General features: G+C 71.5%; 11 protein-coding genes. 5 read left to right on the top strand and 6 right to left on the bottom strand.

Annotated features, from left to right (window positions below; translation table 11 throughout):
* Positions 1-203: 203 nt before the first annotated feature.
* On the bottom strand, positions 204-776 hold the full coding sequence (pdxH, locus tag ACIRDX_RS03930) for a pyridoxamine 5'-phosphate oxidase (protein ID WP_396624095.1): 573 nt from the start codon (positions 774-776) through the stop codon (positions 204-206).
* Positions 777-851: 75 nt separating this feature from the next.
* On the opposite strand from pdxH, the gene ACIRDX_RS03935 reads away from it, so the two are divergent.
* Positions 852-1,319: a hypothetical protein gene (locus ACIRDX_RS03935; RefSeq protein WP_396624096.1), complete on the top strand. Its 468-nt coding sequence runs from the start codon at positions 852-854 to the stop codon at positions 1,317-1,319.
* 664 nt (positions 1,320-1,983) lie between these two features.
* Here the strand turns inward: ACIRDX_RS03935 and ACIRDX_RS03940 are convergent.
* Positions 1,984-4,632, bottom strand: a complete 2,649-nt coding sequence (locus ACIRDX_RS03940) for a TonB-dependent receptor domain-containing protein (protein WP_396624097.1) — start codon at positions 4,630-4,632, stop codon at positions 1,984-1,986.
* A gap of 1 nt (position 4,633) precedes the next feature.
* Positions 4,634-5,659 (bottom strand): hypothetical protein, encoded by a 1,026-nt coding sequence (locus tag ACIRDX_RS03945; protein WP_396624098.1) that lies wholly within the window; start codon positions 5,657-5,659, stop codon positions 4,634-4,636.
* Between the two features lie 156 nt (positions 5,660-5,815).
* Here ACIRDX_RS03945 and ACIRDX_RS03950 point away from each other — a divergent pair, with 156 nt between their 5' ends.
* The 4 genes from ACIRDX_RS03950 to ACIRDX_RS03965 are packed head-to-tail and all read left to right on the top strand — an operon-like array spanning position 5,816 to position 11,979.
* On the top strand, positions 5,816-7,078 hold the full coding sequence (locus tag ACIRDX_RS03950) for an NAD(P)/FAD-dependent oxidoreductase (protein WP_396624099.1): 1,263 nt from the start codon (positions 5,816-5,818) through the stop codon (positions 7,076-7,078).
* A 23-nt stretch (positions 7,079-7,101) separates the two neighbouring features.
* Positions 7,102-8,034: a TraB/GumN family protein gene (locus ACIRDX_RS03955; RefSeq protein ID WP_396624100.1), complete on the top strand. Its 933-nt coding sequence runs from the start codon at positions 7,102-7,104 to the stop codon at positions 8,032-8,034.
* Positions 8,035-8,059: 25 nt separating this feature from the next.
* Positions 8,060-9,106: a thioredoxin domain-containing protein gene (locus ACIRDX_RS03960; RefSeq protein ID WP_396624101.1), complete on the top strand. Its 1,047-nt coding sequence runs from the start codon at positions 8,060-8,062 to the stop codon at positions 9,104-9,106.
* Between the two features lie 8 nt (positions 9,107-9,114).
* On the top strand, positions 9,115-11,979 hold the full coding sequence (locus tag ACIRDX_RS03965) for a response regulator (RefSeq protein ID WP_396624102.1): 2,865 nt from the start codon (positions 9,115-9,117) through the stop codon (positions 11,977-11,979).
* A 72-nt stretch (positions 11,980-12,051) separates the two neighbouring features.
* Here the strand turns inward: ACIRDX_RS03965 and ACIRDX_RS03970 are convergent, their stop codons facing one another.
* From ACIRDX_RS03970 to ACIRDX_RS03980, 3 genes are all read right to left on the bottom strand, one after another.
* A complete protein-coding gene (locus ACIRDX_RS03970; RefSeq protein ID WP_396624103.1) occupies positions 12,052-13,368 on the bottom strand; it encodes an APC family permease in 1,317 nt (438 codons plus the stop codon).
* Between the two features lie 91 nt (positions 13,369-13,459).
* Positions 13,460-16,960, bottom strand: coding sequence for a UvrD-helicase domain-containing protein (locus ACIRDX_RS03975; RefSeq protein WP_396624104.1), 3,501 nt, complete (start codon positions 16,958-16,960; stop codon positions 13,460-13,462).
* Entirely contained in the window at positions 16,957-20,181 is a 3,225-nt protein-coding gene (locus tag ACIRDX_RS03980) for a PD-(D/E)XK nuclease family protein (protein ID WP_396624105.1), read from the bottom strand. The genes ACIRDX_RS03975 and ACIRDX_RS03980 overlap by 4 nt, the downstream gene beginning before the upstream one ends.
* Positions 20,182-20,478 lie beyond the last annotated feature (297 nt).

A 20,478-nucleotide genomic window follows, 5' to 3' on the forward strand; every position in this document is an offset into this window, starting at 1 on the left:
CTGTCGCCTTCAGCCTCAGGCGGGGTGCCTGGCGTGCGTGCGGGCCGGGTTGGGACAACCGGCCCTACCTCCCCAGCGCCCTTCGCCCTTCGCCCTTCGCCCTTCGCCCTTCGCCCTTCGCCCTTCGCCCTTCGCCCTTCGGCATGAGGCATGAGGCATGAGGCATGAGGCATGAGGCATGAGGCATGAGGCATGACGAATGGTCAGGGATACAGCCGCCTGACCGTCCACCCGTCGCCCGCGCGCTCGAACAGTTCGCGGTCGTGCAGGCGGAACTCACCGGCCTTCCAGAACTCGATGCGCAACGGCGTGAGCCGGTAGCCACCCCAGTTCTCCGGACGCGGCACCGGGCCGTCGGCGAACTGCTCCTCGAACTGCTGCACACGCGCCAGCAGCGTCTCGCGGGAATCCAGCGGCTGGCTCTGGAGCGACGCCCACGCGCCCACCTGGCTGCCGCGCGGCCGCACCGCGAAGTAGCCATCCGACTCTTCGGTCGTCACGCGGGCGACTGGCCCCTCGAGTCGCACCTGCTCGTCGAGCCACGGCCAGTACGCCGTGATGGCGGCATACGGGTTGGCCTCGAGGTCCTGCGCCTTGCGGCCGGCGTAGTTGGTGTGGAACACGATGCCGCGCGCGTCGACCTCGTGAACGAGGACGATGCGGCACGACGGCCGGCCGTCGGGAGTGCAGGTGGCGAGCGACACGGCGATGGGGTCGAAGGGCGCGTCCTGCGCCGCCCGGGACATCGCCTCGCGGAAACGGCTGATCGGGTCCATGACGCCGATCATAGCGAGGCCGGGGCCGCCTGTCCGCGTCCGGCCCCGTAGCAACTTCGGGATATGGTGTTCTCCATGACCCTGTCGCCCACTGCCGCCGCCCGCGCGCTCGCGCGCCTCGTCATCGCTGCCGGCGTCCTCGCCGCCGCGTCCTCGCCGGCCCTTGCCGACACGCAGTCGAAGAAGGTGCGCTTCGATGCCGGCGCCACCGTGCCCGTCAAGCTGGTGGTGCAGGGCATCGAGGTCGGCACCATCCGGTTCAGCGTCGAGGGGAGCATCAACTTCAACCCCTTCAAGACCGGGAAGGGCCCGCAGGCCTTCATGGCCGTCCGCAACACCGGCACGCGGGCCTTCGACTTCGGGATCGCGGTGGTGCTGTACGACGAAAAGGGCGAGGTGATCGCCGCGTCGGAGAGCAACCACCTCGGCGACCTCGACCCCGGCGAGGACGGCGAGATCGAGGTGATGTTCCGCTACGTCAAGCGGAAGGTGTACGCAGCCAAGACTGTGGAGATCGTGCTGGAGACGCTGCCGCCGAGCTGAAGAGCAAGGGACAAGGGACACGTACGCCAGTCACAAGGACTACAAGGGACGAGGGAACGGGACACGCCAAGGGACCGGGGACCGGACCTGCCGCCAGCCCGTGATGCGCGGCGCCAGGGGGCGAACGCTCGGTGTCGGCCTGATGGGCCTGCTCGGGGTGGTCCAGGAACGGCGCCGCCGCTGCTCCCTTGTCCCTCTCCGGATCTTCCTTGTCCCTGGTCCCTCGACTCCCTTGTGACGTGTCTTCGTGTCCCGTGTCCCTTGCACATGCGCCGGGGACAAGGGACACGTACTCCAGTCACAAGGACTACAAGGGACGAGGGAACGGGACACGCCAAGGGACCGGGGACCGGACCTGCCGCCAGCCCGTGATGCGCGGCGCCAGGGGGCGAACGCTCGGTGTCGGCCTGATGGGCCTGCTCGGGGTGGTCCAGGAACGGTGCCGCCGCTGGTCCCTTGTCCCTCTCCGGATCTTCCTTGTCCCTGGTCCCTCGACTCCCTTGTGACGTGTCTTCGTGTCCCGTGTCCCTTGCACTTGCGCCAGACACGACAACGGGCGAGCCCGGCATGCGCCGAGTCTCGCCCGCTGTACTCCGACGAACCAGGGAAGGGGAAGGGGCTCGTCGAGAGATGATCGGGGCGACCTCGCAGGGTCGCCCGCTGGCTAGAAGCCCACGCGCATGCCCATCTCGAAGCGCCTCGCCGGGGCCGCGGCCGTGGCCAGGCCGAACGAACGCGACGTGAGCACCGCGCCGTAGTTGGTGTAGTTCACCGCGTTGAAGAGGTTGAACGTCTGCAGGTAGACCTCGAGGCGCACGGCACGGTTGTCGCCGCCCATCGGGCCGCCCATCATCCCGCCACCACCGCCACCACGGCCCCCGCCCGGTCCGCCCATGACCATGGGCCCACCGCCGGGACCGCTCGGCTGACGCGCCGGGCCGAAGCCACGGCTCCAGCTGAGCCGCAGGTCCGTGAAGTTCTGGAACGGCAGGCGGGCGCTGTTGCGCGAACCGGGACGCTCGTTGATCACGCCGTCCTGGTTGGTGTCGAGGCCGGTCGTGATGTTGTAGGGGCGCCCGGTGTTGCCGCGCCAGTTGACGCCGGCCCGCAGGCCCCAGAACAGCTCCGTGTTGAAGAAGCTGAAGAAGCGATGGCGGATGTCGTCGGCCGCCGGTCCCCACTCCGCGTCGAGGTCATTGCTGTCGACCGGCAGGCTCAGCGGGTTGTCGGTGAAGTTCTCGCGCTTGGCGAGCGTGTAGCCGAACACCCCGAACAGGCGCTTCGGCTGGTAGTTGAAGTTGAAGTTGACGTCGAACCCGCGGCTGTCGGCCTCGCCCGTCGTCTCGAGCAGCGTGATGTTGCCGAGGGTCGCGTCCGGACGCAGGCCGTTGACGGGGGCGTTCAGATTGCGCGAGCGGAACTGGTTCCACCCGTGCTGGTCGAAGTAGTTGGTGCGCAGGCGGAGCCACGAGAACACCGACTGCTCGACGCCGACCGAATACCGGCGCACGGTCGGCATCGAGAGGTCGTCGGCCATGCGCACGACCGAGGCGGGGATGGCCACCACGGTGCCGCCGGCGAACGGATCGGGATAGCCGGGGTTACGGACGATCGTGTCGAACTGCCGCGTGCCGTCCTGGCGCAGCGCGTTCTCGTACGTGCTGGTCTCGTACCAGTCGTAGAAGATGCCGACGCCGGCGCGCACGGTGGTGCGGTTGCTCTTGAAGGGCGACCACGTCAGGCCCGCGCGGGGAGCGACGTTGTTCTTGTCGTCGATGATCGACTGCACTTCATAGCGCGCGCCGAACGACAGCAGCAGGTTCTTCTTGAACCGGAAATCGTCCTGCACGAAGAGGCCGAACTCGCTGTTGTCGTACTCGACGAGCGGGTTGCCCTGGCGGATCGTGTAGTTGTTGGGCCGCCCCTGCTCGAACGAGACCATTGTCGGGAACGTGAACGTGCCGTTCCAGTTGCGCAGTTCGTCGCCGATGTAGTTGCCGGTCTCGAGCTCGAAGCCCGTGCGGACGCTGTGCTTCTTGCCCACCGGGATGTCGAGGTTGTCGGCCAGGCGCAGCTGCCAGAACTTCCGGCCGCCCTGCACCTGCGCGCCGCCGTCGGTGAACGCATCCTGCACGCGGATGGTGGTGGCGTCGCTCACCGAGATCGACTCGGACTCCTGCCACGAGTACTCGGCGCGGATCTCGTTCAGGTACTTCTTGCGGAACGAGCCGACGTCCGACACCCGGATCATGTTCGTGAAGCCCTCGCGGGCGAAGCCGCGCGACTGCAGGTCGAAGTTGCCGATGCCGAGGTTCTCCGCGTTGTTGGTGTCGCGGTCGAAGGAGAAGCGCAGCGTGTGCGTCTTGGTGAGCACGTGCTCGACGTTGAGGTCGATGTTGAGGCGGTCGGACGGCTGGTTGACGAGCCCATTGAACGTGCCGGTCGGCGTCGCCGCGACGATCGTCTGGACGTCGTACTCGTTGCTGCTGCGGACGTTCAGCGAGAAGCCGGTACGGCCCTTCACGAGCGGGCCGTCGATGGACCAGCCGTACCGATACGTCTGCCCCTGGCCCTTGATCGGCGTGCAGTCGGGCGAGGCGAAGCGGTCGCACGAGAAGTAGTTGGCCGCGTCGATCTGGTTGTCGCGGAAGCCGAAGTTCATGTTGTTGCGGATCGGCCCGTTGCCCGGCTTGGTGATGATGTCCACGCGCGGGAAGCCCGCGTTGTGGTTCTCGGCCGCGAACGGGTCGAAGCGGAAGCGGATCTCGCGGATCTGCGACTTGGGCGGCAGCTGCCCGCCCTCGAAGCCGTTGACGCGGATGCGCGCGCCCGGGCCCGCCAGCTGCTCGAGCTGCTGCTGCATCTCGTCCGGGTCGTCGGCGAGCGCCTCGATCTGCGAGGCGCTCAGCGCCGTCGAGAACGACTCGGTGACGGCGCGATCGGAGGTGTCCTGCTCCACGTCGACCTGCTCGACGAAGCCGGCGATCTCGAGCGTGATGTCCTGCTTCGTGTTGCGGCCGGCGCGCACCGGCAGCTCGATGGGCGCGTTGGCGTCGAACCCGGGGAACTCGGCGACGACGAGGTACTTGCCCGGCACGAGCGCCTGGAAGGTCACCGCGCCCTTCTCGTCGGCGAGTTCCTGCACCACGACGCCGTCGGGCTTCGTGAGGCTCACGTTGGCAGCCGCGATGGCCAGGCCCGTCGTGTCGAACACGACGACCGTGGCCGACCCGGGGCGCTCCTGCGCGAACGTGGTGGAGGTGAGCCCGGCGGCCAACACCAGCGCCGCCAGGATCGAACGAAGGAAGGTCATGTCAGTTGCTCGACTTCTTCTGGAACTGCTCCGCCTTCAGGGGGACGTTCAGCTTGTACTTCTCGATGGTCCACTCCTCCTGCACCTTGCCCTCGACCTGGCGGGTGATCTTGTGCGGGAGCATGACGCCATCGACCTTCTTGTAGTCGCTGTAGAACACGTTGGCCTCGACTAGGGGCGGCGGCGGCTCGGCCTCGAACTTCTTGCGCTGCTCCTCGAAGTAGGCGCGGCGCTCCTCGTCGTTCTTGAACTGCGGCGGCGGCGTCATCTGCCGCATGCGCGGCTGGCGCATCATGTAGCTCAGCATCAGCGGGCGATGCTCGGCCTGGTCCACGAAGAGGCGCGCGCGGAAGTTGTCGGGACCGGTCACGTCGATGACGTCGGCCACGCCGTTGGGCGCCTCGGCCTCGGCCACGTGCGTGAACGTGAGGCCCGAGAGGACTGCCGAGGTCGGCATGATGCCCAGCAGCGTGCGGTACAGCTCCGCCTTGATCTGCACGGCCGGGTCCTGGCGGTTCTGGCCACCCGGGCCACCCGCGCCTGGCGCACCGGGCGCACCGGGCGCGCCGGGTGCACCACCGGGCCCGCCAGGGCCGCCGCCGGCCATGCGCATCATGAAGCCGCCACCACCGCCCATGCCCGTCATGTCGCGGAAAGCCTCGGCGCCCTTGATCGTCTGTGACATGCTCGGACCGGCCATGCCGTCAGGCCGCATGAACTGCTGCGTGACCTGGAACGCATCCGGCACCTGGCCCGCGATCTCGAGGCCACCGGTGATCTCGCGCTCGCCCATCACGCGGCGGTACTCGCCCTCGGCGGTGAACGTGGTCATCTTGGCCAGCTTGTCGCCGCCCTGCGCCTTGCCGACCGCCTTCAATACGTCCTGCGCCTTGGCCGGGTCGCCCTTGGCCGCGGCCGGCGCCTGTGCTCCGGCAGCGGGGGCCGGCGCCTGCGCCAGGACGACGCTCACCGCGCCCAGTCCCATCAAGGCGGCCATCGCCGTCGTCGTGAAGAATCGCTTCTGCATGTGTGTGCCCTCGTCCTCGCGGACCCTGCATCCCTGACTCGCGCGGCCAGCCGCCGATGGCAGCGACCGCGAACCAGCCCCTTCCCTTGGGCTCGTACCATTGGACGATCCCTGAGGGGCGCGGGTGGTTAAGGGGCGGCTAAAAGATTGTTAAGGATGAAAAATGTCGAAATCGCGGTGATCGGCGCGGGCGCCGCCGGGCTGATGGCGGCCATCGCGGCAGCCCGGACGGCGCCGGGCGCCCGTATCTGGGCGATCGATGGCGCCAGCCGCCTCGGCGCCAAGATCCTGATCGCCGGCGGCGGCCGCTGCAACGTCACCCACCGCCAGGTCGACGAGCGCGACTTCAACGGCTCCACCGCCCCGGCCATCCGGCGCATCCTGCGCGGCTTCGACGTCGAGGCCACGCGGGCGTTCTTCCAGGAGGAAGGTGTGGCCCTCAAGGAGGAGCCCACCGGGAAGCTGTTCCCCGTGTCGGATCGGGCCCGGGACGTGCTCGAGGCCCTGCTCGGCGCCGCGCGCCGGGCCGGCGTGACGCTGGCCCACCCCCACCGCATCGGCGCCATCACGGTCGAGGACGACGGGTTCCTCATCCGGGACGCGGGGACCTCGCCCGGCGACGAGGGCGGCCTGCGCGCCAGCGCCGTCATCCTCGCGACCGGCGGGCGGAGCGTCCCGAAGACCGGCTCGGACGGGAGCGGGTACGCCCTGGCGGCGAGTCTCGGGCTGCCGCTCACGCCCCGGATCTTCCCGGCGCTGGTGCCGCTGCTGCTGCCCGAGGGCCACCTGGTCCGGAGCCTGTCAGGCCTGGCGGCTGAGGCCACCCTCACGGTCGTGTCGGGCACCGGCCGGCACCTGCACAGGGTGTCCGGCAGCGTGCTCTGCACGCATCAGGGGCTCTCGGGGCCGGCCGTCCTCGACGTCAGCCGCCACTGGCAAGCCGCCGTCGAGCCGGACCCCGGCGCCGGCCTGCTGCTCGACTGGATGCCGGGGGTTGAGCCAGAGGCCCTCGACCGCCGATTACGCGACCACGGCCCGCGGCCCATCCGCCGGGCCTTGATGCCGACCGTGCCAGAACGCCTCGCCGACGCCATCTGCCAGCTCGCCGAGGTGGCCCCGGACCAGCCGGGCTCGACCCTCACCCGCGATGCCCGGCGGAGGCTCGTCACGGCGGCCACGGGATGGCGGGTGCCGGTCTCGGGAACCCGAGGCTTCGAGGTCGCCGAGGTGACGGCCGGGGGCGTGCCGTTGGCGGCCCTGACGCCGGGACTCGAGGCCCGTGCCTGCCCGGGGGTGTTCGTGTGTGGGGAACTGTGCGATGTGGACGGGCGCATCGGGGGGTTCAATTTCCAGTGGGCCTGGGCCAGCGGCGTGGCGGCCGGCGTGGCCGCCGCACACCGGGTCGTATCGATGAGCTGACCTGTGTCACGATGAGGGGATTCATGCGGCAGACCACGGCGGCGGGCGGTGTGCTGACGGTCATCCTGGCCCTGATGCTGGTGTGGCCGGCCCGGCCGGTGGCGCAGGCGTCCGCGCCGCTGCTCTGGATGGGTGAGCAGGGGACGCACCGCGTGGCCCTGTTCGGCACGATTCACGTGCCCGATGCCCGGGTCCTGGCGTTGCCCCCCGCGGTGCAGTCGGCCTTCGACCGCGCCGATCGGGTCGTCACCGAGATTCCGCTGGGCGCCGACGCGCAGGCCCAGATGGCCACGGCGCTCCTCCTGCCCCCGGATCAGCGTTTGCGTGCGATTATCGGTGACGCGCGATTTGCCCGGCTCGAGGGGCGGGTGCGCGAGGCGCTGGCGCCGCGCGCGCCGGAGATCGCGCCGCTGGTGGGCGGCATGCTGGACCGGCTCACGCCCTGGGCCGCGATGGCGCAGCTGGCGACGCTCGAGTACCTCCCCGACCTGCTCGCAGGACGGACGGCGCTCGATGCGGCCCTGTACGCCGATGCGGTGAAGGCGGGCAAGAAGGTCGGCGGGCTGGAGACGGTGGCCGAGCAGGCCGGGACGTTCGACGCCTTCACCCCCGACGAGCAGGCGCGCCTGCTCGACGAGGCCCTGCGCGAGCTCGAGGCGCCGGGCAGCGCGGTGACGGGCGCGCAGTTGGTGGAGTGGTACCTCGCCGGGGATGCGGCGAAGCTGGCGTCGGCCCTGGCCGAGCCGGCAGGCGACGCAGCGCTCGCGAGGAAGTTCGAGACCGAGGTGCTGGTCAAGCGCAATCACCGCATGGCGTCCCGCGTGGACGACCTGCGGCGCGGCGCGCCCGCCGAGACGCTCTTCGTGGCGGTCGGCGCCATGCACCTGGTCGGCCCGGAGAACCTGCCGCAGCTGCTGCAGGCCCGGGGGTACGCAATCAGCCGGGTCCAGCCGTGACGGCCCCCGGGGAAACGATGTCGGCATGCGCGTGAGTTCGTTGTTGTTGGCCGTGTTCGTGGCCGTTGGCTGCACCGGCCCCTCGCCCTCCGGGGCCCAGACGCCGGCGCCCTCCGCCCCGGCCTCGCCGGAGGTGCTGGCCGTGGTCAATGGCGCGCCCATCACCGATGCCGATCTGCGCAAGGCCGCGGGGCTGGAACTGGCGCGTGTCGAGGAGCAGCTGTACCAGTTGCGGAAGGACCAGCTCGACGGGTTGATCGCGCTCCGCCTGTTCGAAGCCGAGGCGAAGCGGCGTGGCATCACGCCGCAACAGCTCGAGGAGACCGAGGTCGTCGCCAAGGCGGGCGTGGTCACCGAGCCGGAAGTCGATGCCTTCATCGAGGCCAACCGCGCCCGCATCCGCGGCGACGTGACGCAGCTGCGTCCGCAGGTGCGCGACTTCCTGCAGACGCAGAAGCGCGAGCAGCGCCGCACGGCGGTCATCGACGGCCTGCGGACGGCGGCCACCATCGACGTGCGCCTGGCGGCGCCGGCGCCCTTCCGCGCCGAGGTCGACATCGCAGGCGCGCCGGTGCGCGGCGACGCGGCGGCGCTGGTCACCATCATCGAGTACTCCGACTTCCATTGCCCGTTCTGCCGGCGCGTGCAGCCGACGCTGGCAGCGTTGCTGGACCGGTACAAGGGCAAGGTGCGCCTCGTGTACAAGCACCTGCCGCTCGACCAGTTGCACCCGAACGCCCGGCGCGTGTCCGAGGCGTCGTACTGCGCAGGCAAGCAGGAGAAGTTCTGGGCCTTCCACGACGCCGTCTACGCCGACACGAGCAGCGACGCCAGCGAGGCCACCCTGACGCGCTACGCGACGACGGCCGGACTCGACGCCGCGGCCTTCACCGCGTGCCTGGCAGCGCCTGAGGCCCGCGAGGCAGTGGCGCGCGACCTCGCCCAGGGCGAGGCGCTCGGCCTGAGCAGCACCCCCGGCTTCTTCGTGAACGGTCGCGAAGTGCGCGGGGCGCAGCCGATCGAGGCCTTCACCGCGATCATCGACGAGGAACTGCGCGGCGCACGCCGCTGAGACCGTCCGTGCCTCCAGCCCCCCTTCCCGAGAACGAACAGGCGCGCCTCGAGGCGCTGCGCCGGTACGCCGTGCTCGACACGGCCGCCGAGGAGACGTTCGACCGCCTGACACGTCTGGCTTCCTCGATCCTCGGCACGCCCATCGCGCTGATCTCGCTGATCGACGAATCGCGCCAGTGGTTCAAGTCGGAGATCGGCCTCGGGGTCCGCTCGACGCCGCGCGACCACGCGTTCTGCGCGCACGCCATCCTCGGCGACGACGTGCTGGTGGTGCCCGACGCGACGGCCGACGCGCGGTTTGTCGACAACCCGCTGGTGACCGGCGCGCCCGACATCCGCTTCTACGCCGGCGCGCCGCTGACCACGCCAGATGGGTTTCGGCTGGGCACGCTGTGCGTGATCGACCGGTCCGCGCACCGCGACGGCCTGACGCCGTTCCAGCAACAGCAACTGCGCGACCTCGCGGCGCTGGTGGTGGATCAGCTCGAGCTGCGCCGCAGCACAGCCGAACTCGAAGCCAACCGCAAGCAGTTCGAGCTGGCCTCGATGGCCACGCGAGCCAGCCTCGACGCCATCCTCATCACCAGGGCAGAGCCGGTCGACGGCCCGGATGGCCCCGAGGTGATCTTCTGCAACGAGGCCTTCACCAAGATCACCGGCTACACCCCCGAGGAGATCGTCGGAAAGACGCCGCGCATCCTGCAGGGCCCTGACAGCGACCGCGCCGCGCTCGGTCGCATCAAGGATGGCCTCCACCGATGGGAACCGGTGCGCGAGGAGGTGCTGAACTACACGAAGGACGGCACGCCCTTCTGGAGCGAGCTGAACATCGTGCCGGTGGCCGACGCCGCCGGGCGGTACACGCACTGGGTGTCGGTGCAGCGCGACACCAGTGAGCGGCACCGCCAGATGGACGAGCTGCGCGAGAGCGAGCAGCGCTATCGCCTGCTGTTCCAGGACAACCCGCAGCCGATGTGGGTGTACGACCACGACAGCTTCGCGTTCCTCGACGTCAACGCCGCCGCCGAGTCGATGTACGGCTACTCGCGCGACGAGTTCCTCGCCATGACCATCCTCGACATCCGTCCACCCGAGGAAGTCGAGAGGGTGCGCGCGTCGGCGGCCTCGGCTCCGGAGGCCTCGTTCCGGACGGGGCCGTGGAGCCACCTGCGCAAGGACGGCTCACTGCTGTTCGTGCGGCTGTCGTCCTACCCCACCATCTACCAGGGGCGACGAGCGCGCCTGGTCCTGGCCACCGACGTCAGCGCCGAGAAGCAACTCGAGGAGCAGCTGGTCCAGGCGCAGAAGATGGAAGCCATCGGGCAGCTGGCCGGTGGCGTCGCCCACGACTTCAACAACCTGCTCACCGTCATCAACGGCTACGCACAGTTGCTGATCTCGCGCCTCCACGAGGCCGACCCGCTGCGCGTCGATGCCGGGCACATCCTGCAGGCCGGTGAACGCGCCGCCACGCTCACGCAGCAGTTGCTCGCCTTCAGCCGGCGGCAAGTGCTGCAGCCGCGCGCCCTCGACGTCGGCGGCATCATCGACAACCTCCGTCCGATGCTCGGCCGCCTGCTGCGCGAGGACATCGAGGTCCGCACCACGCTGCCCTCGTCGCTGCCGCCGGTGATGGTGGACCCCGTGCAGCTCGAGCAGGTGCTGCTCAACCTCGCCATCAACGGCTCGGACGCGATGCCCGGTGGCGGCTCGCTCGGCATCGAGGCCGGCGAGGCGTTCGTGGATGCCGAGACGGCGGAGCGCGATGGCATCCCCGTCGGCATGTACGTGACCGTGTCGGTCACCGACACCGGGGTCGGCATGGACGCCGAGACGAGGAGCCGCATCTTCGAGCCGTTCTTCACCACCAAGGCCAAGGGCCGCGGGTCCGGCCTCGGCCTGCCCGTCGCCTACGGCATCATCAAGCAGAGCGGCGGCAACATCGTCGTGACCACGAGCGAGGGTGAGGGATCGACGTTCACGGTGTACCTGCCGCTCGCCGACGACCAGCCCGAGGCCCCATCGGTCGAGGCGCCCGCCGACGCTGCGGCGCTGGCCGGGCACGAGACGGTGCTGGTGGTCGAGGACCACGAAGCCGTGCGTCGGCTCGCCGCCGACGTGCTGCGCGCCCACGGGTACCACGTGCTCGTGGCCGAGCACGGCATGGACGCCATCGCCCTGGTCGAGGCGCGCGGCGGCCAGATCGACCTGCTGCTCACCGACGTCATCATGCCGCGCATGAGCGGTCGCGAGGTCGCCACGGCGCTCCAGAAGCTCGTGCCCAATCTCGGCGTGCTGTTCATGAGCGGCTACACGCAGACGGCCATCGTCCAGAACGGCGCGCTCGAGTCGGGGCTGCAGTTCCTGGCCAAGCCGTTCACGCCGGGTGAACTGCTGGCGCGCGTGCGCGAGGTGCTGTCGACACGGACGCCGACGCCAGGCCCTGCCGTCGTCGACGCACCGGCGCCCGCGCCGGAGGCCCCGGTCCGTCCCCGGCGCATCGTCGTGGCCGACGACGAACCGGGACTGCGGCTGCTGCTGGCGGCGACCCTGAACGGCGCGGGCTACGAGGTGCTGCAGGCGACCAACGGCCTCGAGGCCGTCCGCCTCTGCGAGGGGGGCCGGGTGGACCTGCTCCTCACCGACCTGGTGATGCCCGATCACGAGGGACTCGAGACGATCCGCCGCATGCGGCAGGAGCGCCCGGAGATCCCCGTGGTGGCGATGTCGGGGGCCTTCGACGGCGGGTTCCTCGAGGTGGCGCGCGCGATGGGCGCCGCCGCCGTCATCCAGAAGCCCTTCACGCCGGATCAGGTGGTGAAGGTCGTCGGGCGCGTGCTCGACGAGCGCGGCGCCGCGACGTCGCGCTGAGCCGTTGCGCGGCAGCGGCCACGCCCCGGCGTCCCGAACGTCGGGGCCGAGCCACCGGGCCGCAGGTCCGACTCAGCCGCGAGGCGCGAGTCGGCCCGACCGGGCGTGGACCATGTACCAGAGGGTCGCGACGGCGAGCAGACTGAACTCGACGAGGAACTCGGCCGCCGTCGCCTGCGCCAACAGGGCGACGCAGAATGCTGCGCCCGCCGCCAGCACGACCGTGGGCACCCGGATCGGCTGCGTCTCCGCTTCGCCCGCGGCCTCGTCGGCGCCGACCCGGATGCCGCGCAACTGCAGCGTGATGGCCGTGACGCAGGCCAGCAGGTAGCCCGAGACGACCGCCACGGTGGCAAAGCCGGCCAGCGCCCCGAAGCTGCCCGACGACGCCACGACGAACAGGACGATCGCCTGGACGACGATGGCGGCGTAGGGGGTGCGGAACCGGGGATGGACACGCGCCAGCCACGGCGGCAGCAACCCGCGCTGCGCGATGGCGAAGACGATGCGCGGCGTCGACATCACGGACGCACTCGTGTAACCGGCCATCGACACGATCGTGCCCACGAGCAGCAGCCAGCGGCCGTTCGGCCCCATCAGCGCACCGGCGGCCTCGGCCAGTGTCGCGGCGGGCGTCGACGCCAGCGCCTCGCCCAGCCCGACCCGCGCGGCCAGGTGCACCGCCACGTACAGCGCGGTGACGAGGGCGAGCCCGAGCATCAGCGAGACGGGAATCGTGCGCGCCGGGCGGCGCACTTCCCCACCGAGGCCCATCACGCTCTCCGATCCCGAGAACGCGAAGATGAGCACCAGGGTGGCGCGCCCGATCACCGACGGGTCCGGCAGCGGCCCGAGGCGCCACATCCCTGCGCCACCGACCCACGCGGCAGCCACGACCAGCACCAGCAATGGCGCGAGCTTGGCGAGGGTCATCACCTCGACCACGCGCGTGCCGTGCTGCACGCTGCGGATGTTGACCCAGGCGAGCGTGCCCAGGATCACCGCGAGTTCGACCGCCTGCACGCCGGGCGACGACAGGGCCGGCGACAGCGTCGCGAGGGCGGCCGTGAGGCCCGTGATCACCGCGGCGCCCGCCAGCGTGTCGCTGAGCCAGCTGAGCGTACCGCCGAGGAACCCGACGAGCGGGCCGAAGGCGGCGTCGGCATAGGCGGCGATGCCGCCAGCCCTGGGCACGCGACTGCCAGCCACGGCATACGCCAGCAGGATGCACAGCATGGCCGCTGCGCACGCGAGATAGGCGTACACGGCCGATGGCCCGAGCATCTGCGCGACGAGCGCGGGCATCGCGAAGATGCCAGCGCCCACCGTCATGTTGAACAGGCTCGCGGTGAGCCCGCGCACCGTGATCGAGCGCGCGAGGGTCGTCACGGGCGGACCGACTCGAACCGGATCGGGAGTCGGGAGTCGGGAGTCGGGAGTCGCAGGGCGGAGTGGACGAGGCGCACCGTCACTGCCTGGATCACACGCGCAGCAGGACGCCGGTGGCGGGGCGCCCCGTCGCGGCGGTCAGCGCCCGCGCGTAGAGCGCCACCTGCCGCCGGTAGGCGTCGAGGCTCGCGTCGAGCTCGGCGTCGGTCTTGAAGTCCACCACGATCCATCCGTCGGCATCCTCGTACGCGAGATCGAGCTGGCCCTCGATCCAGGTCCCGTCCTCGAGGCGCAACGTGACCGGCGCCTCCCGTCGGCACTGTCCGCGTGCATCGGCCAGGGCCGCGGCGCGCAGGAGCGGGTGCTGCAGCGTACCGCGGATCGCCGCCGCGACCGCCGCGTGATCGACGTCGGCCACGTCGAGCACGCGCGCCTTGTAGGCCACGTGCGCGGCGATGGCCTCATCGTCGGCCTCGAGCGACACCTCGGCCAGCACCTCGTGAACCAGGGCGCCGAAGGCCCGGCCACCGGGTCGGCGCGCGACGCCCTCGACCTGCTCGATGCGCACGTGATCGTGTGGGAGCACCGCGTCGCGCGCCGCCTCGGTCACACGCTGCACGCGCAGCTGGGGTACCGCGCCAGCCGCCAGCCGCGCCTCGTGCACCTGCGTCCAGCGCGCCACCTCCTCGAGGCCTTCCTGCACCCGCGACTCCGGCGCGCTCTTCTCGAGCAGGAGCCGCTGGCGGTCGCCGAACGACAGCTCGGTGCCCAGGCCGAGCCGCGACGGATCCCACCATGTGACGTCGAACGGCGCAGTCGCGCTGCCCAGCGTGTACCGACCGGGGCGAAGGGGCGTGGCGTACGCGGCCGCCTCCTCGTCCGGGCGCTCCAGCACCGTGTCGCGCCCGAACGGCGGACAGCCGATGGCCTCGGCCGGCGCCGGCCAGGGGCGCTCGGGGTACAGGGCGGCGTTCATCACGTCGATCCACTTCTCGCCCTGCTTCGCGTTGGGGTAGGGCTCGTCGCCCACACCCGGGACCACGAGCAGGTCGCGGGCGCGCGTCGCGGCGACGTACGCCAACCGGTGCCCCTCGGCGCGGTCCCTGGCGATCTCGCCGTCGCGCAGTTCCATGAGTTCGACCGGCGTGCACCCCGCGAGCACCTGCACGCACAGTCCCCGTGCCGCGACCAGGGCGCGCGAGGGGCGATCCGACGCCAGGCGGCACGTGATGTCGGCGAGGATGACGACGGGAAACTCGAGTCCCTTGGCCTTGTGCACGGTCATCAGGCGCACGCCGTCGGTGCCCTCCTCGAGGATCGGGCTCTCGGCGGCCTCGGTGTGCGTCTCGTCGAGGAAGCGCTGGACGAACCCGCGGAACGAGGCGCCATCGGTCGCCTCGTACTGGCGCGCGAGTTCCACCACGTGCAGCACGTTGGCGAGGGCCTGTTCCCCGCCCGGCCGCAGCGCCAGCCCGGCATGCGCGCGCGTGGCCCGCAACAGCGCCTGCACCGTGTCCTGCACGGGCACGCGATTGCGCTGGCGATGGAGGTCGCGCAGCAGGCGAAGCGCGTCCTCGATGGCCTCGTCGTCGGTCGGATCCTCTTCGCGCGACACCGGTCCGTCGGGCAGGCCCATCGGCCAGAGGCGGCCGCCGTGCGTGTCGCGGTAGGCGAGGAGCTGGTGATCGGCGAACGCAAAGAAGCCCCCACGCAGCGTGGCGTGCACCGACAGTTCGTCGTCGGGCCACTCGACGGCGCACAGCGCAACGCGTAGCGCGTCGACCTCCTCGCGCGCGTGAAAGCTGCGCCCGCCCACGAGCAAGTGCGGCACGTGTCTCGACTCGAGCGCGGCGACATACGGGCGCGTCACGTCCTCGCCCCAGCTCGTGAAGCGGCGGAACAGGATGGCGACGTGCCTGGCCTGGATCGGCACCCGCTCCTCGCGACCGCCGGGGGCGCGCTCGGACACCGTCCAGCCGCTCTCGCGCACCAGCCAGTGCACGAAGGCCCCCGTGGCATCGGGCAGCGAGTCCTCGATCGCCTCGTAGCTCACGTACTTCGACTTGTAGGGGCGTGGCACGGGCAGGGCGACGAGCGCCGGTTGCGTGGCGACATCGGTCCGCACCGGCTCGAGGGCCACATACGAGGCCTGCGCCGACGCGGGATCGCCGTCCATCACGGGCGCGAACACGTGGTTGATGGCGCGCTGCAGCGCCGGCACGCTGCGGAAGCAGGTCCGCAGCTGGCAGGACAGCGCCCCCAACGACTCGAGTTGCCGCTTCACCTGCCAGTACGTCTCGACGTCGGCGCGGCGGAACCGGTAGATCGCCTGCTTCGGGTCGCCGACGATGAAGAGCTTGCCGGGCACGGGGCGGACATGGGTCCAGCGGGATTCCGAGGGATCGTCGGCAGCGAGCAGCAGCAGGATCTCGGCCTGGATCGGATCGGTGTCCTGGAACTCGTCGACGAACAGGCGGCGGTACCGGGCCTGGAAGTCCTCGCGCACGCCGCGGTCGTCGCGCAGCAGGTCGCGTGCCCGTACGAGCAGGTCGGTGAAGTCGAGCGCCCCGCGTGCCTGCTTGGCCGCTTCGTAGCGCGCCAGGCACGGCTGCAGTTCGCGCTGCAGGCACGCCGCGAGATCCCCCTCGAGTGCAGCCATGGCCTGCTGCAGTTGTGCCTTCACCGCCGCGTGCATCGCCTTGACGTCGGCCCGCGGCACGCCCTGCGCGTAGGTGGTGCCGTAGCCGCTGCGGCAGCGCGTGAACGCCTTGTCTCGCGACAGCGGGCCGAGCTGCGCCTCGAGGGCGTCGAGCGCATCCTCGCCCTCCGGTCCAGCAGGCACGGGCCCGCGGTGGGCGCGCGCGAAGCGGCGAATCGGCGCCGTGTCGACAAACAGGTTGTCCGACCCGTGGCCCTTCGCCGTGACGGCCGCCAGGTCCCGGATCGCGTCGATGACGCCCGTGATCAGGGCGCGCCTGTCGATCGGATCCCGGCGCCACTCCGTGGAGAAGTCGCGCCACTCGGCGAGCGACTGCACGGCCCGCCGCAGCGCGGCCCGGGGCCCTGCCTCGCCCTCGTCATCCTCGCGCCAGGCCCGGCGCAGCACGCGGCGCACGCCCTCGGGCGGCGCCTCGAGTCCCTCCTGCAGCCACTGGTCGACGACGCCATCGAGCATCTGGGCCGCAACGGGCTCCAGCAGCACCTCGAAGCGCGGGTCGACGTCGGCCTCGACGGGGCGCTCGCGCAGCAGGTCGGCGCAGAAGCCGTGGATCGTGCTGACGTGCGCGTCCTCGAGGTGCGCCAGCGCCTCCTCCAGCCGCTGGCGGGCCTCGCCCTCGCGCGTCGCCCTGGCGTGCTCGATCTCCTCGCGCAGGCGGAGCTTCAACTCGCCGGCCGCCTTCTCCGTGAAGGTCACGGCGACGATCTCGCCGATCCGCGCGCGACCTTCGGCGAGCGTGTTGACCATCCGCGCGACCAGCTCGGTGGTCTTGCCCGTGCCCGCGGCGGCCTCGACGACGAGCGTGTCGTCGAGCGCGGTGCGGATGCGATCGCGGTCGGGCTGGTCGACCAGCACAGGGCGGACGCCGCTCATTTCATCCTCCGCAGGAGCGTGAGTTCCTCGAGCGCGCGGCGATCCTTGTTGCGTGGCACGTGCTGCGCCCCGGGCCCGCAGACCGGGCGGAAGTCGCACCAGGTGCACGCGTCCTCGGCGGGCGCGGCCGGCAAGCGGCCGTCCTCGATGGCGTGGTCGATGATGGCGAGCACCTCGAGTCCTGCCCGGCGGGTCGCCTCGCCGGTGGCGCCGGTCACGGCCCACGGGTGCACCTCGAAGCCGCCGTCCTCGGTGCAGTAGTAGAGCCGCGACTCCGTGACCTGCCCGCCGAACGCGGCCTCGACGGCCATGGCGTAGAGCACGGGCTGGAGGGTGCGGCCGCCGTTGACCACGGTCGTCCCCGGCAGGCGATGGCGTCCGGTCTTGTAGTCGGTGATGCGCCAGGTGTCGTCGGGGCCTTGTTCGAGCAGGTCCACCACGCCGTGCAGGCGTGTCTGGTCAGGCAGCCGGACGTCCTCGGCGACGCTGGCCTGGTCGCGCCCGAAGCCGCCGGCGAACCCGACGCCGATCTCCACGCGCGCCGGCGCCCACACGCCAGCGCCGTCCTCGGGCAGCCGCGCGACCCACACCTGCACGTCGCGCCTGATCGCGGTGATGGCGTCGTCCCACACGCGCTGGATGGGCGGACACAGCGCGTCCTCGTAGGCGCTGGCCACCTCGGTCACGATGCCGTCGGCGATGGCAGCCGCCTCGTCCGCGCGGGCCGCGTCGAGCGGCGCCAGGCCGCCGTCGATGAGGGCCCGCATGATGCCGGCGAGCATCTCGTGCACCATCGAGCCGCGGGTGAGCGGATCGAGGGTCGAGAGCGGCGCGGCCTCCTCGCGGGGTTCGAGCCGCAGGATCGTCGACAGGTAGAACTGGTACGGGCAGCTGGCGAACCGCTGGAGTGCCGACGCGGAGTAGGCGCGCGCCTGGAGCCGGTGGCGCGCCAGCAGGGCGGGCGGCGCCACGAGACCATCGTGCGCGCTCCACGCCGACTTCATGCGGTGGAAGCGCGCCAGCAGCGCCCGGCGGAGGGCCGGGTTCAGCTCGAACAGGTAGCGTGCGCGGCCGAGGACGTCGGCCTCGGCGCCGCGCAGGTAGCGCTGCAGCACGCTCAGGTCGTGCTCTGCCGCGTCGATCGCGGCAGTGGCATCGGTCGGCGCCGGCCACGCCAGGCGAGCGCCGCTGCGCTGCTGCGCCTGCCGCATCAGCGCCTCGTACCCGGGCACGTGGCCGGTGACGGCGCGTTGCACGTCGATCGCGTAGAAGGACGGCACGCGTGGCCGTGCCTGCGCGGTCTCCATCGAGGCATACGAGGCGACGAGCGCGCGCGTCGCCGCGCCGGCGGCCACGCGCAGCTGCAGGCGCTCGAGGGCGACCCGGTCATCGTCGGTGGCGAGGTCGGGCGAGCGGCGCGCGCGCTCCTCGTCGAGCAGCAGCGGATCCTGACGGCTGCGTTGCGGGAACACGCGCTCCGACAAGCCGACCACGCACACGACGTCGAAGGTGCGGGCGCGCATGTGGTCCGGCGTGCCGACGAAGACCCTGCCGTACCGGTGCGCCGGGGGAGGCACGGGCAAGGCGGTGAGCCTGTCGCGGAGCACGTCGTGCACCTCGGCGAGGCTCACGTGCGACACGCCGGCGAGCGGCTGCAGTTCCGCCAGCGTCGCGAGCACGCGCTGCGGGCGCGCGAGCACCCGCGGCACGAGGGTGCGCAGGCGCGCCAGCCAGCCGCCCCAGTCGTCGAGTGCCGGCCACGCGGCCAGATCGCCGATCACGTCGCCCGCGAACGTGATGAGTTCGTCGGCCCATGCCACCTGCCGCTGCAGGCTCTCGTGCCGGGGCGAGCTCGGGTCGTCCTTGCGAGCGGCGTCGGCGCGCAGCTGCAGTTGTTCGCGATGCCCGCGGAGGCGACGCGCCCAGCGATCGGCACCACCGATCACGTGGGCGTCGTTGAGGATGGCCTCCCAGCGCCACGGCGAGCGGCGGCCCGACGCCGTGCCCTCGCCCGCTGGGGCGACCTCGTCGTCCTCCGACACGGTTCGAGGGAACGGCGGCGCCAACAGGCCGAGGGCCTCTGCCTCGTCCGGGAAGGTGGCCACGGGTTCGTCGGCCGGCTCGCGACCATCGACGGGTCCGGACGGTTCGACCGGGGTGGCCGGCACCTGGGCGAGTGACAGGTACTCGGCGAAGCGACGGGCCGAGAGCCCCTCGACCGCGCAGGCGAGCAGCGCGAGCAATGCGCGCCCGGCCGGATCGGGACGCCGCGTGCCGCGACCGAAGTACGCGGGAATGCCGGCGCGTCGCAAGGCCGTCTCGAGGTGGCTTGCGTACGACTCGGGCGCCCGGATCACGATCGCGATCCGGTCGAAGGGGGTGCCCTGTTCGGCGTGGGCCAGGATCGTGCGCGCCACCTCCACGCACTCGCGCCCCTCGCCAGGTGCCGACATCGTGTCCACCGACGCGTCGCCGGGCATGGCCTCGCGCGCCGCGTCGGACGGCTCGAACAGGCCTGCGTGCACGCGCAGCAGCGCTGCCGGGACGTCGCGCACGTCGGCCGGATCGATGGCATCGCCCGCGGATGGATGCGCGTCGAGCAGCCGACGCACCCAGGGATCGCCGGCGGGCGCGGAAAGCAGGGGATCGCGACTGCGCGCGAGCAGGGCCCTTGCCAGTTGCACGTCGAGGCGACTCGCGAGCGGTGGGTCGACGAGGGCGAGCGGCAGTGCGAGGTCGTGCGCAGCGCCCTGCTCCACCGCCTCGGCCGCCAGCCTCAGCACCTGCGCGCGGTCGGCACGCCCCAGCTCGGCCATCGCCCGCTCGACACCTGCAAGCAGCCACGCCAGATCGCGCCCCTTGGGTGTCCCATCGTCGAGTCCCATGGGCGTCACGCCGGCGAGGCGCACGTCGGTCAGGGTGCGCGTCAGGCATGGCACGAAGCCGGGATGACGGCTGGCCTCGGCGAAGTACGTGAGCGCACCCTCGTCGCGCGCCTGCGAGACGACCCGCGCCACGATGGCCTGCACGCCGAGGCCCGTGACCGGCGCGAGGCCGCGCGCGACGAGCGCCGGGGTCGCGAGGCGCACGCTGTAGCCGACCCACCCGGCGCGTTCGACGCCGAGGGACGCGGGCTCGTCTGCCAGCGCATGCCGCACCACGTCGTGTGCGTGCTCGTGGGTGGGCGCGAGGACGCGGATGCGGTCCAGGCGGTGCGCCACCACGTGGCGGCGGACCGCAGCCAGGCGCGCACGGGCGGTGCCGTGGATGGCCGTGCGCAGCGATCCGGCAACGGGCGGTGAGGCGTCGGCAGTCGAGGCGCCAATGCTGGCCGGAGCGGAGGCGCTCCGAGGCGGCGAATCCGATGGGACGCCGGCCGCACTCGGGACCGAGGTTGGGACTGCCGACTGCCGACTCCCGGCTGCCGACTCTTCCCCCTGGACGTCATCGTCCCAGGGCAAACGTGGGGTGGACATCGCGCCTCGCATGCCCCGGGTCGCAGTGCCAGGGCTCTCTCG

The organism is Luteitalea sp., from assembly GCF_044337415.1.
In the GTDB taxonomy this organism is placed as follows: Bacteria; Acidobacteriota; Vicinamibacteria; order Vicinamibacterales; family Vicinamibacteraceae; genus Luteitalea.

Bases quoted from the DNA above. Each gene is read 5' to 3' on its own strand.
- pdxH (WP_396624095.1), bottom strand. From the start codon at position 776: ATGGACCCGATCAGCCGTTTCCGCGAGGCGATGTCCCGGGCGGCGCAG.
- ACIRDX_RS03935 (WP_396624096.1), top strand. From the start codon at position 852: ATGACCCTGTCGCCCACTGCCGCCGCCCGCGCGCTCGCGCGCCTCGTC.
- ACIRDX_RS03940 (WP_396624097.1), bottom strand. From the start codon at position 4,632: ATGACCTTCCTTCGTTCGATCCTGGCGGCGCTGGTGTTGGCCGCCGGG.
- ACIRDX_RS03945 (WP_396624098.1), bottom strand. From the start codon at position 5,659: ATGCAGAAGCGATTCTTCACGACGACGGCGATGGCCGCCTTGATGGGA.
- ACIRDX_RS03950 (WP_396624099.1), top strand. From the start codon at position 5,816: ATGAAAAATGTCGAAATCGCGGTGATCGGCGCGGGCGCCGCCGGGCTG.
- ACIRDX_RS03955 (WP_396624100.1), top strand. From the start codon at position 7,102: ATGCGGCAGACCACGGCGGCGGGCGGTGTGCTGACGGTCATCCTGGCC.
- ACIRDX_RS03960 (WP_396624101.1), top strand. From the start codon at position 8,060: ATGCGCGTGAGTTCGTTGTTGTTGGCCGTGTTCGTGGCCGTTGGCTGC.
- ACIRDX_RS03975 (WP_396624104.1), bottom strand. From the start codon at position 16,960: ATGAGCGGCGTCCGCCCTGTGCTGGTCGACCAGCCCGACCGCGATCGC.